The organism is Mesorhizobium sp. B2-8-1 (genome assembly GCF_006440955.1).
GTDB lineage: Bacteria > Pseudomonadota > Alphaproteobacteria > Rhizobiales > Rhizobiaceae > Mesorhizobium.
This window is the reverse complement of sequence record NZ_VFTX01000003.1, coordinates 483,377-496,777: the sequence shown is the minus strand read 5'-3', so window position 1 is coordinate 496,777 and position 13,401 is coordinate 483,377. Positions and strand designations below refer to the sequence as shown.

12 protein-coding genes are annotated in these 13,401 nt (G+C 62.2%); 5 read left to right on the top strand and 7 right to left on the bottom strand.

What is annotated here, in order from left to right:
• The 6 genes from FJ428_RS10810 to FJ428_RS10785 form a co-directional block, all read right to left on the bottom strand.
• Positions 1 to 660 (bottom strand): amino acid ABC transporter permease, encoded by a 660-nt coding sequence (locus tag FJ428_RS10810; protein ID WP_140492032.1) that lies wholly within the window; start codon positions 658 to 660, stop codon positions 1 to 3.
• A complete protein-coding gene (locus FJ428_RS10805; RefSeq protein ID WP_140492029.1) occupies positions 657 to 1,301 on the bottom strand; it encodes an amino acid ABC transporter permease in 645 nt (214 codons plus the stop codon). Before FJ428_RS10805 ends, FJ428_RS10810 begins: the two co-directional genes overlap by 4 nt.
• Positions 1,298 to 2,059, bottom strand: a complete 762-nt coding sequence (locus FJ428_RS10800) for an amino acid ABC transporter ATP-binding protein (RefSeq protein WP_263483292.1) — start codon at positions 2,057 to 2,059, stop codon at positions 1,298 to 1,300. The genes FJ428_RS10805 and FJ428_RS10800 overlap by 4 nt, the downstream gene beginning before the upstream one ends.
• Positions 2,060 to 2,098: 39 nt before the next feature.
• Positions 2,099 to 3,268, bottom strand: coding sequence for an FAD-binding oxidoreductase (locus FJ428_RS10795; RefSeq protein WP_140879424.1), 1,170 nt, complete (start codon positions 3,266 to 3,268; stop codon positions 2,099 to 2,101).
• Between the two features lie 62 nt (positions 3,269 to 3,330).
• Positions 3,331 to 4,626, bottom strand: coding sequence for an aspartate aminotransferase family protein (locus tag FJ428_RS10790; protein ID WP_224519126.1), 1,296 nt, complete (start codon positions 4,624 to 4,626; stop codon positions 3,331 to 3,333).
• An 86-nt stretch (positions 4,627 to 4,712) separates the two neighbouring features.
• On the bottom strand, positions 4,713 to 6,455 hold the full coding sequence (locus tag FJ428_RS10785; protein ID WP_210242247.1) for an aldehyde dehydrogenase family protein: 1,743 nt from the start codon (positions 6,453 to 6,455) through the stop codon (positions 4,713 to 4,715).
• A gap of 96 nt (positions 6,456 to 6,551) precedes the next feature.
• Between FJ428_RS10785 and FJ428_RS10780 the strand changes: the two genes are divergently transcribed.
• The gene (locus FJ428_RS10780; protein ID WP_140554757.1) at positions 6,552 to 7,394 is read left to right on the top strand and encodes an IclR family transcriptional regulator; all 843 of its coding nucleotides are present in this window, start codon (positions 6,552 to 6,554) and stop codon (positions 7,392 to 7,394) included.
• A gap of 381 nt (positions 7,395 to 7,775) precedes the next feature.
• Here the strand turns inward: FJ428_RS10780 and FJ428_RS10775 are convergent, their stop codons facing one another.
• Entirely contained in the window at positions 7,776 to 8,537 is a 762-nt protein-coding gene (locus FJ428_RS10775) for an IclR family transcriptional regulator C-terminal domain-containing protein (RefSeq protein WP_140879423.1), read from the bottom strand.
• Positions 8,538 to 8,660: 123 nt separating this feature from the next.
• Between FJ428_RS10775 and FJ428_RS10770 the strand changes: the two genes are divergently transcribed.
• The 4 genes from FJ428_RS10770 to FJ428_RS10755 all read left to right on the top strand — a co-directional run bounded on the left by FJ428_RS10770 (position 8,661) and on the right by FJ428_RS10755 (position 13,006).
• Positions 8,661 to 9,383: a 3-oxoacid CoA-transferase subunit A gene (locus FJ428_RS10770; protein ID WP_140879422.1), complete on the top strand. Its 723-nt coding sequence runs from the start codon at positions 8,661 to 8,663 to the stop codon at positions 9,381 to 9,383.
• Entirely contained in the window at positions 9,380 to 10,051 is a 672-nt protein-coding gene (locus FJ428_RS10765) for a 3-oxoacid CoA-transferase subunit B (protein WP_140580235.1), read from the top strand. Before FJ428_RS10770 ends, FJ428_RS10765 begins: the two co-directional genes overlap by 4 nt.
• Positions 10,052 to 11,260 carry a 3-oxoadipyl-CoA thiolase gene (gene pcaF, locus FJ428_RS10760; protein ID WP_140879421.1) on the top strand — a complete coding sequence of 403 codons (1,209 nt, stop codon included), beginning with the start codon at positions 10,052 to 10,054 and terminating at the stop codon, positions 11,258 to 11,260.
• A gap of 492 nt (positions 11,261 to 11,752) precedes the next feature.
• On the top strand, positions 11,753 to 13,006 hold the full coding sequence (locus tag FJ428_RS10755; RefSeq protein WP_181167269.1) for a site-specific integrase: 1,254 nt from the start codon (positions 11,753 to 11,755) through the stop codon (positions 13,004 to 13,006).
• The last annotated feature ends 395 nt before the right edge of the window (positions 13,007 to 13,401 follow it).

Genomic DNA, 13,401 nt, shown 5'->3' with positions numbered 1-13,401 from the left:
TCAGCCGAGATGGCTGCCCAGCCTACGTTCGGTGTACGAGACCAGCCACCCGAACGGGACGGTGATGGCGAGGTAGAACAGGCCCGCCAGGATCAGGACATCGAGGTAGAGGTAGGTGGCCGCACCCACGCGATAGGCGCGCGCCAGAAGTTCGGGGATGGCGATCGTGTATGTAAGGGCCGTCGCCTGGAAGATGAGAATGGCAAAGCCCATCAGCGCGGGTATTGCGAACAGGATTCCCTGGGGGACCACCACGAAGCGCAGGATGTCCCGGCGGGTCATGCCGAGCGCCAGGCCCGCCTCGATCTCACAATGCGGAACCGCGTTCAGACCGGCCCGAAGGATCTCGCTGGTGTAGGCGCCTGTCGTTAGCGCCAACGCAATCACGCCAGAGGTGAAGGCACTTACGGTCATCCCGGAAGCAGGCAATCCATAGTAGACCATCTGCAGGACGACGAGTGCGGGCGCGCCGCGCCCGATCTCGACCAGTACCACCGCGAAATAGCGGACGAGCCTGTTTCCAGAGGAGGAGGCAAGCGCAAGAACGAGACCGATAGGCAATCCGAACAGCAGCGCCAGGCCCGCCAACTGGAGACTGACAAGAACTCCTTGGAAAAGCTGGGGGGACCAGTCCAGCCAGTTGGCCAGCATCTCGCTCATTTCGCTTGCCCCCTTGAGCGCAGCCGCTCGTCAACGGCGCGTGCCAGCACGACAACGGGTATCGACAGCGCGATGTAGAGAAGCGCCGCGAAAATGAACGGCATGAAGCTGCCGCCTCCGCCTTGAGCCTGCTGCGACGCGTACATCATCACGTCGCGGACACCGATCGTGGAGGCCACGGTCGTGTCTTTGAGCAGGCTGACAAGAAAGGTCGCCATGGGCGGAACCGAGACGCGCAGGACCTGCGGCGCCAGGATGTAGCGCAGCGTATCCAGGCGCGTCATACCGAGCGCCGTGGACGCCTCCCGCTGGCCCTTCGAGAGGGCCAGGAAGCCACCCCTGTAGATTTCAGCGAGATAGGCCGTTGATACCAGCCCCATACCCAGGATGGCAGCCTGATAGGAACTGAGAACGATCACTCCGCTGCCCAATCCGAAGAAGATAATGAACAGCCAGACGATCGGCGGGATTCCCCGTACAACGTCGATGTATATGCGCGCCGGCATGCTTAGAAGGAGCCACCGGGAACGTCGCATCAGCACCAGCGGCACGGCTGCGATGGCCCCGACTGCGAAAGCGCCGAAGGTCACCAGCAGCGTGGCCGGAACGCCTCTGAGCAGTGAAACCAGCAGGTCGATCATCTGCGATCGACCACGGCACGGAAGAACTGCCGCGTGCGCGGCGACGACGGGTTGCGGATCACGGCATCAGGCGGACCCTGCTCGATGATCTCGCCATTGGCCATGACGATCACGCGGTCGGCGACGTCTGCGGCAAAGGCGATCTCGTGCGTGACGATGATCATTGTCATGCCTTCCTGGGCGAGCTCGCGCATCACGGCCAACACCTCAAGCCCGAGTTCGGGATCCAGGGCGCTCGTGGGTTCGTCGAAGAGCATCACCTTGGGGTCAAGAGCCAGGGCGCGTGCGATCGCGATACGCTGCTGCTGGCCACCCGACAGGCGCGCCGGGTAGGAGTGCGCCTTGTCCGTAAGGTGTACGCGTTCGAGCAATTGGGCGGTGCGCGCGTCCGCCTGCTCCCTGGTGCGCCCCAGAACCCGCATCTGCGGCAGCGAAATGTTGCGCTGCACGGTCATGTGCGGAAACAGGTTGAAGGACTGGAAAACCATCCCGGTGGAACGTCGGAGCCTCAACAGCTCTCCGGCGGACAGATTGCGGTCGACCGAAAACCGGATGGCGCCCACTTCGAGGGTACCGGATGACGGCTGTTCGAGCATGTTGATCGCACGCAGCAGCGTGCTCTTCCCCGCGCCGCTGGGTCCGACGATCGCCACGACCTCGCCGCGCGTAATGTCGAGCGAGACGTTTTTCACGGCGTGATGGCCGCCATAGATCACGTTGATGTTCTTGATGCGGACGATGTTTTCTGCCTCGGGCATGGCTTCTTTGTCCTTGCGCTAACGCCGGTGTCCTACTGGTCAAGCCGCCGCAGTATGTACGGCGGGGACGTTTCTTTCCGGAGTTGGAGCGAGACTCTCGGTGCCTGGGATCGATGCGGGAGAGCCCTTGAGCACCCAGTCCGCGACGATCAGGCCTATCACCGGCGCGAGCTGTATCCCGTAGCCGCCCGCACCGGCCGCAGTGATCAGACCGGGCTCGGACTGATCGACTGGTCCGACATAGGGACGGTGGTCGGCGGTGACAGGGTAGAGACCTGCCCAGCCCCGGCCGAGCCGGGCGCCCGGCAGATCAGGCACGCGCTCGATCAGCATCTCGGCCAGCATGACCTTGGACCCTTCCTCGCACTGCTCGTTGTAATTGTCCGGATCCTCGGGCGAGGGCGAGCTTACCTTGTGTATCTCGGCGATGAGCTCGCTCGCTTTCTCGTGCCGAAAGTTGAGTCCGGTGCCCTGCCCGTTCACCAGATCCATGACCATCGGCATTGTGTAGGGAAGCGGCGCGTCCAGGTGGATTGTCAGCGCCTCGTGGCGCTCGGGGTGGATGTGAAGCGTCTGTCCAAGCATCCCGGCAACGCGTGGCGCCCAGGCGCCTGCCGCATTCACGATGAAGTCGCAGCCGATCGGACCCTTGCTGGTGTCCAACCGATAGCCACCGGATGTCCGCGCGACACCAAGCAGCTTGCGGAACTGGAAAACCTCGGAGCCGAGCTTCTTCACCTCTTGCGCCAGCAACGTGCACATTTCGTGGGGGTCGAGGAAGCCGTCGTCCGGCCCGAAGATGCCGCCTTCGAGCCCATCTGAACTCAAGTGCGGCACGAGCTGCTGGAGCTCGTTCGCCTGGTAAACCCTGGACCTGAAGCCGGCATTGCGCTGGATCTCCACCGAGCGGGCGAACAGTTCCATCTGCTCGGAGGTGCGCGCCAGACGCAGATAGCCGATAGGGCTGAAGCCGAGACCGAGGCGCTCCTGCCACCGGCGGATGCGCTGCACGGATTGCATGCGCAGCTGGATCTCGAACGGATCCGTCAGCTGTGTACCAACGACCCCGACCGAGCGGCCGCTGGATCCTGACGCAATGGATTGTGCGTCGATGACGGTGACGCGAGCGCCCTGTTCCGCGAGCGCGTGCGCAGAGCACATGCCGAGGGTGCCCGCACCGATGACGACGACGTGAGGAGAAGCTGTCATGTGACTTCCATCTGTTGCTGCGTCGTCCCGTGCCGGATGGATCCGGCGCCGGACGCGCTACGTCATTGCTTTGCGATTGCTGCGAGGGCGCCGTCGATTGCGGAAAGGATTTCGCGTGCGTCTTCCTCGGTCATCGAGGTGGAAAGCGCGAAGAGTCCGTAACTCGCCGAAAGCACGCCGCGGTCGAGCAGACCCTTGTGGAACAGGTCGAGCTTCGTGCGTTCGGACGCACCCGGATAGACCGACCGATAGTCCGTGATCGGCAACGCCGTGAAATGGACTTTGAAGAGCGAGCCGAGACCGACGCACTGCCCGTTGAGGCCGTGGCGAGCAAGCGAGGCCGTGATGCCGTCGCGAAGCAGGCTGCCGATAGCGTCCAGATGCGCGAAGCTGGCCGGGGTCAACGCGCGCATCGCCGCCAGACCGGCTCGCATCGTCACCGGGTTCGCGGTGAAGGTGCCGCCATGCGGCAATGCAGGCTTGCCTCGCGTTGGATCGAACACCGCCATCACGTCGGCGCGGCCGCCGACGGCGCCGACCGGGAACCCTCCGCCGATGATCTTGCCGAGAGCCGTCAGATCGGGCGTGATGCTCCACAGGCCCTGCGCCCCCGAATAGCCAAGGCGGAGCGAGATCACCTCGTCGAAGATCACCAGCGAGCCGGCGGCATGAGCGATCTCGACCATCGCGTCGAGATAATCCTTCCGCGCGGGAATAAGTCCGGCGCGGTTCGGCATCGGGTCGATCAGAACACCCGCTATCGAGTCTCCATGCGCGTCGAAGACGGCACGCAGCGCCTCCGTATCGTTGAACGGCACCGCGATGACGTCGTCGAGAACTCCCTTCGGCGTGCCTTTCGCGTATGCCGTCGAGGCAGGCATGTCGCCCCAGTTGGCGGGCGAGCTGTCCAGGCTGACTTCCGCGAAGTCGTAGGAGCCATGGTAGGCACCTTCGATCTTGACGATCTTCGGCCGCTCAGTGAACGCCCGAGCCGCCTTGATCGCCATCATGACGCCTTCCGTGCCGGAGTTGGCGAAGCGAACCTGCTCGACCGACGGGAGGCGCTCCACCAGCAGTTCAGCAAGATCAAGTTCGCTCTCGGTGGGCGCTCCGAAAGCCGATCCCCGGGGCATCTGGTCCACCACCGCCGCCGTGACGGCGGGATGGCCGTAGCCATGGATCATGGCCGTGAAATTGTTGATGCAGTCGTAGTAGACGTTTCCATCGACGTCCCAGACGCGGCAGCCCTCGCCGCGCTGGGCATAGATCGGAAACGGGTCGATGAAGACCGTTGTCCGGGTGTTCCCTCCCGGCATGACCTTGCGGGCCCGTTCGAACATCTCGCGGGATTTCGACATTGAATCTGGATAGTGGCGCATAATCTTGTAAACCGATGAAGGAGACAGCCTTGGATGGCCGCGGCGAAGAGCGCGACCTCTTTCGATCACCTGGTCATGATCGTGTGGCTCTGCTCGCGCAGGTACTGTGGCAGGAACCACGAGCCGAGACCGCCCTTGCCGCTGACCCCGGTGCCCTTCCAGCCGCAGAATGGCTGCGCGCCTGGCCATGCACCCGTCGTCGCGCCGCTCGCACGGTTGGCGTAGAGAACCCCTGCTTCGGCGGTGTCGAGGAAGTGACGCAACTCTTCCTGGTCGTTGGTAAAGATGCCGGCGGATAGTCCGTAGGCGATGTCGTTGCCCTCTTCGATCGCGGCATCGAGACTATCGAAACCGCGGACGACCACGAAAGGCATGAAGAGTTCGTCGCGGGTCAGCCGGCCCGGACCATCAAGTTCGACGACCGTCGGCAGGACGTAGTTGTCCGCAAAGCCCTGGCCCAGGGCGGCGCCCCCAAAATGCACCTTGCCTTTGCCCTCGACTTCCGACAGTGCGGCCTGGAAAAGGGCGACTGTGGCGTCGCCATAGACAGGGCCCATAAAGGTCTCGGCCTTGCGAGGATCTCCGACCACCAGCTTTGCGGCGAATGCTACCAGCTTCTCGATGAATTCCGCCTTGACCTTCTCGTCGACATACACGACCGAGCATGCGGAGCACTTCTGGCCTTGCAGGCCAAAAGCGGAGCGCGCCACTCCCTGCGCCGCACGGTCGAGATCGGCCTTGCTGGTCACGTAGGCAGGGTTCTTGCCACCCATTTCGGCGATGACGGGCTTCATGTGGGGCAGCGTTGCCATATGACGGAAGATGCTCATGCCGGTCTTATGGGAGCCCGTGAATGCAACGCCGTCGATGCCGTTGTCGGTGGCAAGAAGGCGCCCCACCTCTCCATCGCCAAGCACGATGTTGAAAACACCTTCGGGCAATCCCGCCTTGCGAAGCGTTTCGGCAATCAGCAGTCCGGTCAGCGCGCAACCCGGCGACGGCTTGTAGACCACCGCATTGCCTGTCAACAGCGCACCCGAGACCATGCCGATCGACAAGGCGAGCGGAAAGTTGAAAGGAGCGATGACCGCGAAGACGCCATAGGGCTTCATGACGCTGGTAGCGGTCTCGTTTTCGACCAACATGTTCATCGGCCGGACGAACCCGTTGTTCGCCTTCATCTCCGATGCGTAGTATTCGACCATGTCGAGGCATTCCTCGGCTTCGCCGACCGCCTCGAGGCGGGACTTTCCGATCTCGTATAGCGCTGCCAAACCAAGGTCATACTTCCGCTCCGCCAGCGCCTCTCGCCAGCGGGCGCCGAATGCAAGGCGATCGTCCAGCGTTGAACGGTTCCAGACCTTCGCCCCGGCCCGGGCTGCCTGGATCGCGGACTTGACGTCTGACGGGGTTGAAACCGGGAACTTGCCGAGAGAGATCTTCTTGTCGATCGGGCTCAGGATCTCTTTCCGAGCGCCAGTCGCAAACGGCGTCGACCACTCGCGGCCCAGTGTGTTCTTCTCGAAATCCGGGATCATTGCGTCGAGGTGAGCGTGAACCGGGGAAAAATCCACTCCGATGTTCGAGTAAGTCACACGCGGGAGTTCAGCCATTTCAAGTTCCTCCGAAAATCGGTATTTATTCCGATAATCAGGATTTGGCTTGCGAGTCAATCGAGAGGACCATAAAATGGGGATAATACCGAATTTCGGAATTTGCGAGGACATTTCCGGATTCGGGTTACTAACGGAGCCCGACCGATCGAGGGCGTGCGGCCGTTCGGCTATTCTACGGAGCCCCGGGCTCAAGGCGCGGCGAATAACAAGGGACCGACCTTGCCCCTCATGTCTGTTTTGAACGATAACCTTCTTGCAGTTGCAATTGTCAGATCGGCGTAGGTGCCCTTGAATACGAAGTCGAAGAAGCCGAGCGCCAAGGACAGCCCCCTCGAGCGCTACATCTCGATCATGGAGACGGTCGCGCCGTTCGAGCATGGCCTGACGGCGATCGAACTCGAAACGACGCTTGGATTGCCCAAAACCACGATCAACAGGCTGCTGCATGCCTTGATCGAAAGCGGGATGATCACCGCCGAGAGCGTTCGCAATCGGACATACCGTCTCGGCGATCGCCTGCTGCAGCTGCTACAGATGTCTCCGGATAGCGGCTGGCTGACGACGCTCGCGCAGCGACCGCTTCAGGATTTGGCCGACCGCACCGGCCAGTCGGCGTTCCTGTCGAAGTTCGACGGTACCGAAGTGCGCTCGGTCACCTGCGTCGCGCCTGACACTCCGGTCCGGACCTATGTCATGCCGGGCATGGCCATGCCTGTAAATGCGACCGCTTCGGCCAAGGCGATCCTTGCGTTTCATCCGCAGGAGACCGTGAAGAGGATCCTGGCGACGGAGCTGCGCAGCTATACCGATCGGACGAAAACGAAGATCGCGGAGTTGACCAGGGAATTGGCCGAGGTTCGGGAGCAGGGTTACGCCATGGACCTTGCCGAGCATGTTCCGGGCCTTGGCTCGATCGCATTTCCGATAAGGCCGACGAGCGGTGAGGTGATATACGCGGTGGGACTTACGGGACCCTACGGTCAGATCATAGAGCAAAACTTCAAGCAGCATTGCGCAGCGCTCGCGGAGGCCGCCCAGCGCATGGCGAAGCTGGCGCAGATGCACGCCTACAACGGATCGGCTATGGCCGCAAAGAATGCCGCCGCGGATCAGCGACAGGGCGGTGCGTGAGAGGCCGGTCACTTGCGCGAAGAAACGTCGCGCTTTGAACCGAGAATGTAGTTTCGCGATCTCCGTCTCGACGGCCGCGAATGTCCGGCTCCACCCTCCGAAAACCACTCGATGGAAATCCTCGGGGTTGAAGGCCTCGCCCATTGCGTTCAGGGTTTGCTGCCCGGGTCGAATATCGCCTCACGCCCAAGGCTGCAGGCGCTGGAGACCGCCTTCTCGCGGATGTTCCGGACGAGGATGTGTTCGGCGTGATCCGCCACCTCGATCTTCCATGAGCTCGCCCGCCGCGGCTACGATGAAGCGGGCGTCGACAAGATCATGGGTGGAACATGCTCTCCTACTTCGAGCGACTTGGACGCTAATTCCCTCCATGGCAGCGCCCTAACGCAGCACTGCCCGCAGCTCAGCTTGAAGTGCACGCAACGGCTCCAGGTAGAGCGCAACGAGATTGCTGACACTCACCTGTGTCGCCGCAACGCCGACGTTCACGGCTGCGATCACCGTCCCGCGCACGGTCATCAACGGCACGGCGATCGAGCGCAATCCGAGCTCGACCTCCTGATCGATCAACGCGAACCCTTGCGTCCGCACCCGCCCTAACTCCGCAAGGATGGTGTCGGGGTCGGTCAAGGTGTGAGCAGTCCGCGCCGGCAGGGCATGGGAAGATAGAAGATGTGCAGCGCGTTCCGGAGGCATGGCTGCCAGGAGCACGCGCCCCATGGAAGTGCAGTATGCCGGAAGCCGCGAGCCGGGCATCAGCGCGATCGACATCACCTTTCGCTGCGCCGCGCGCGCGACATAGACGACGTCGGTGCCGTCCAGAATCGAGACGGACGAGCTTTCGCCGAGCCGCTCCGAAAGGCCATCCAGCAAAGGCTGCACCAGATGCGGCAGCGGCATGGTTGCCAGACAGGCTGTCCCGAGCCTCAACACGCGCGGCGTGAGCGTGAAGAACTTTCCGTCGTAGTCTGCGTAGCCGAGATGGGAAAGCGTAAGGAGACAGCGTCTGGCTGTCGCCCTGTCGAGACCGGATGCATTCGCGACGTCCGTGATCGACTGCCGTGGCCGTTCCACCGTGAACGTCTCTATGACGGACAATCCCTTGGCCAAGCCACCCATCGTGTCCCGTTCGGAAATGGGCATCCATTCACCTTGTGCGATATGTCAACAAACGAATGATATCGCACAAGCCGGCTTGCCGAAAGATCTCGTCTGCCGATACGTGTGGCGGCGAAATCGATCTTGGTGCCGGGAAAGGCTGGTTACGTGGACAAGACAATCGCGAGCCTCGCGGAAGCAGTGGCAATCGTCGAAGACGGCATGACCGTCATGATCGGCGGCTTCGGCGGCGCAGGTGCTCCGATAGAGCTGATCCACGCCCTGATTGACCGTTTTCGCGCTACCGGCGCCCCGAAAAACCTTACGCTCGTCAACAACAATGCAGGGAACGGACGGATCGGCATCGCCGCCATGATCGACAATGGCATGGTCGCCAAGATGATCTGCTCGTTCCCGCGCTCGTCCGATCCGCGGGCATTCACCGAGCGGTATCTCGCCGGGAAAATCGCGCTCGAACTGGTTCCACAGGGGACCCTGGCCGAACGAATCCGCGCCGGTGGCGCGGGCATCCCGGCTTTCTACACGCCGACGAGCTACGGGACCGATCTCGCGGCCGGCAAGCCTGTGGCCGAGTTCGAGGGGCGCCACTATGTGCAGGAACGTTGGCTGAAGGCGGATGTGGCCCTCATCAAGGCGGAACTTGCCGACCCTCATGGTAACCTCACCTACAGGAAGGCGGCACGCAACTTCTCGCCGCTGATGGCGATGGCCGCACGCACGACCGTCGTTCAGGCGCGCCGGATCGTCCAGCCGGGTGCGATTGATCCCGAGCTGGTCGTGACGCCCGGGATCTTCGTGGACCAGGTGATCGAGGTCTCGAACCCGATGCAGGAAGAGGCGCTTATCCGCCAAGGGGTCGCATGCGCATGACAGTCAAGCTGACCAACGCGCAGATTGCATGGCGCGCCGCGCAGGACATTGAGGACGGCGCTTATGTGAACCTCGGCATAGGCTTTCCCGAGATGGTGGCGAGCTTTCAGCCGCCTGGGCGTCGGGCGATCTTCCACACCGAAAACGGCATCCTCAATTTTGGCGAAGCCCCGGCGGCAGGCGACGAGGACTGGGATCTGATCAATGCGGGGAAGAAGGCGGTCACGCTCAATCCGGGCGCTTCGTTCTTTCACCATGCCGACAGCTTCGCGATGGTGCGCGGCGAACACCTCGACGTTGCCATTCTCGGCGCCTACGAGGTGGCCGAGACCGGTGACCTTGCGAACTGGAGCACAGGACCCAAGGGCATACCAGCGGTCGGTGGTGCCATGGATCTGGTGCACGGAGCAAAACGCGTGGCCGTCATCACCGATCACGTCACCAAGGACGGTCGTCCGAAACTGGTGAAAGCCTGCAGCCTTCCCCTGACCGGCGTGCGCTGCGTGACGAGGGTCTACACGAGCCTTGCGGTCATAGACATCATCGATTGTCGTTTCGTGCTGCGCGAGAAGCTGCTTGCGATGAGCTTCGATGAATTGCAGGCGCTGACCGGCGCAGAGCTTAAGGTCGATGGCGAAATCAAATCCTTGGCGGCACCGGAGCTCTGAATGACCGAGGCCTTCATCTGCGACTACATCCGCACCCCGATCGGCAGGTTTGGCGGTTCGCTGTCCTCGGTCCGGGCCGACGATCTCGGCGCGGTGCCGCTGCGAGCGCTGCGGCACCGCAATCCAGGCCTGGACTGGTCCGCGGTGGATGAGGTCATCTTTGGCTGCGCCAACCAGGCAGGCGAGGACAACCGCAATGTCGCGCGCATGTCATCGCTGTTGGCTGGACTGCCGATCGAAGTCCCCGGCAGCACCGTCAACCGCCTGTGCGGTTCTGGAATGGACGCCGTGGGCATCGCTGCACGGGCCATCAAGGCCGGCGAAGCCGACCTGATCATCGCCGGTGGCGTCGAATCCATGAGCCGCGCGCCGTTCGTGCTTCCGAAGGCGGGCGAGGCGTTCTCGCGCAACGCCGAGATTTACGACACCACGATCGGTTGGCGCTTCGTCAATCCATTGATGAAGAAGCAGTACGGCGTCGATTCGATGCCGGAGACGGGTGAAAACGTTGCGGAAGCCTTCAAGGTCAGCCGCGCCGATCAGGATGGCTTCGCCGCACGCAGCCAGGCCAGGACCGCCGCCGCTCAGGAAAATGGCCGGCTGGCGCTGGAGATCACTCCGGTGACCGTACCCCAGCGCAAAGGCGATGCTATCGTGGTCGATCGCGACGAACATCCACGCACCGGAACGACAACCGAGTCGCTCGCCAAGCTTCCAGCGCCGTTCAAAAAGGAAGGTGGCACCGTCACAGCGGGCAACGCTTCTGGCGTGAACGACGGAGCGGCAGCGCTGATCATCGCGTCCGAAGCCTCCGTCAAGGCATTCGGGCTCACACCGATCGCCCGGATTCTGGGCGTCGCGACGGCCGGGGTTGCCCCACGGATCATGGGGATCGGCCCGGCTCCGGCGACACGCAAGCCTTGCGCGCGCCTCGGCATCGCGCCTTCGGACTTCGATATCATCGAGCTGAATGAAGCATTTGCCTCCCAAAGCATCGCCGTGCTCCGCGAACTCGGGATCCCCGAGGACGCGGAGCATGTGAACCCGAACGGCGGAGCGATCGCGCTCGGGCACCCGCTTGGGATGTCGGGCATTCGCATCACCGGCACTGCCGCGCTCGAGTTGCGGTCCCGAAAAGCACGACTGGCCCTGGCAACGATGTGCATCGGTGTCGGACAGGGTATCGCGATCGCTCTGGCCAGTGCGTAGCGGAGATGGTGCGGCAGGCCGAGTCAGGCGGATTGCATCGATCCGCAGCAAAGCAACTACGGCTGTGGATCGGTTGACGTTCGTCAGCTTGTCGATTCGCTGACAGACCAGAGCTATGGCGAGCCGACAAAGATCGTGCCCTGGCTCGCCAAGTCATGGGAGATATCAATGACCTACGCGCAAAAAAGAAGCGCCGCACTAGGCGGCGCTTTCTTTTAACTGCTTGATTTCCCTAAAGGAAATTGGAGCGGGTGAAGCGATTCGAACGCTCGACCCCAACCTTGGCAACGTCGATTTCCGTCTGCGCTGACCTATCCAGACCCGCGCTATGCTACGCTAAGCCGTTGATTATTCGGCATGTTGACTAGCTATAGCTTCGCGCTGATATCCGACGAGCGCCCCCCTTGCTATTTCAATTGCTTACATTGCGCTTACAATCTGGTGCGGTTGTGATAATGTAAGCAGGGTCGAGCAACCAGCGAGCTGCCAACAATGGGAAAACTGACCAAACGCGCCGTGGACGCGCACACGCCGCCCGTACGAGGACAGACGTTCCTGTGGGATGGCGAGATACGAGGCTTTGGCCTCCGCGTTGTGCCCTCGGGCCTGAAAACCTTCATCGTTCAGTACCGCAATGTTGAGGGCCGCACCCGTCGTATGGCGATCGGCCGCTACGGCGTAATGACGGTCGAGCAAGCCCGCGATCAGGCCAAAGTCAAGCTGGGCGCTGTAGCCGGCGGCTCGGATCCGGCCGCAGAGAACGCCAGTTTGCGCGAGGCGATCACAGTCACGGAGGTGTGTGACTGGTATCTCGCAGAAGCAGAAGCTGGGCGCATTCTGGGGCGCCGTCATCGTCCCATCAAGACGTCCACGTTGGCGATGGATCGCAGCCGTATTGAAACCCACATCAAGCCGCTGCTCGGCCGGCGGCAAGTGCGCGCGCTCAAGCTCGGAGACATCGAGGCAATGCAGTCGGACATCGCGGGTGGCAGGACCGCGAAACCGCGCGGCGTTGGCCGGGGCGGAGCTACCACCGGCGGCGCCGGTGTCGCGGCGCGAACAGTTTCGACACTCCAGAGCCTCTTTGCGCATGCAGTGCGGCTGGACGTCATCACCTCGAACCCGGCAGTGGGCGTGCGCAAGCGCGCCGGAAAGAAAAAGGAACGCCGCCTGAGCGTCACTGAGATCAAAAGGCTGGGCGAGGCAATGCGCTTCGCCGAAAGGAATGACGAACACCCCGTCGGCCTGGCCGGAGTGCGACTGATGCTGCTGACGGGATTTCGGATATCGGAAGTTCAAGGAATGAAGCGAGCCTGGTTGCACGCCGATCAGGGTTATGTCCATTTCCCTGATACCAAAAGCGATGGTCAGGTACGAGCGATCGGATCGAGAGCCGCTGATCTCGCAGGCAGCCAGCCGGTGCGCAGGCACTGCCCTTACGTTTTTCCATCTGATATCGGCGATGGTCACTTTACGGCAACGAAAAGCTGTCTTGCTCGGTTGTGCGCCGGCGCCAACATCGAGGGCGTCACTCCGCACACGCTGCGGCACACCTTTGGCAGCGTGGCTGGCGATTTAGGATTTTCCGAGTTGACGATTGCTGCGCTGCTCGGCCACGCCGCGCGGGGCGTCACTCAAGGCTATGTTCATATCGATGAGGCACTCAAACTAGCCGCCACACGGACGTGCGAGGAAATCGCCTCTCTCCTAGAAACCGGCGGAGAAGGCTCAACTGTGAAAGGCTAGCCAAATGGGCCCGGCGAGCGTCCCATCCCCACTAGAGAAGGTCGGAGCGGGCGTTTTTTGCGCACCGATGGTAGAGCCGGGAGCGCCAAACTTCCACCACTTCAGAACAAAACTGGGAACCGGCTGAACAGGGTGCGATTCTGAAAACGCCCGTGACTGCGTTGGTTGGAAAAAGCGGGAAGGGGGCCAGTGGTCATCTATCTTACCCCAGATGGCTTCAAAGGAAGCCTGCGCCGGCTTCGAATAGCTCGATGGTGGCGAAGGTTACTCGCAGCCAAGGAAATCCTGAAACTGACGGGGGATGGAAAGTCGTCTAAGTCGGTCAAGGTGCCGGGGCATCCCAAGATGCGGCTCTACCACTTGGTCCCGTCCTCCGAAAGCAAGGATGCGCGGAA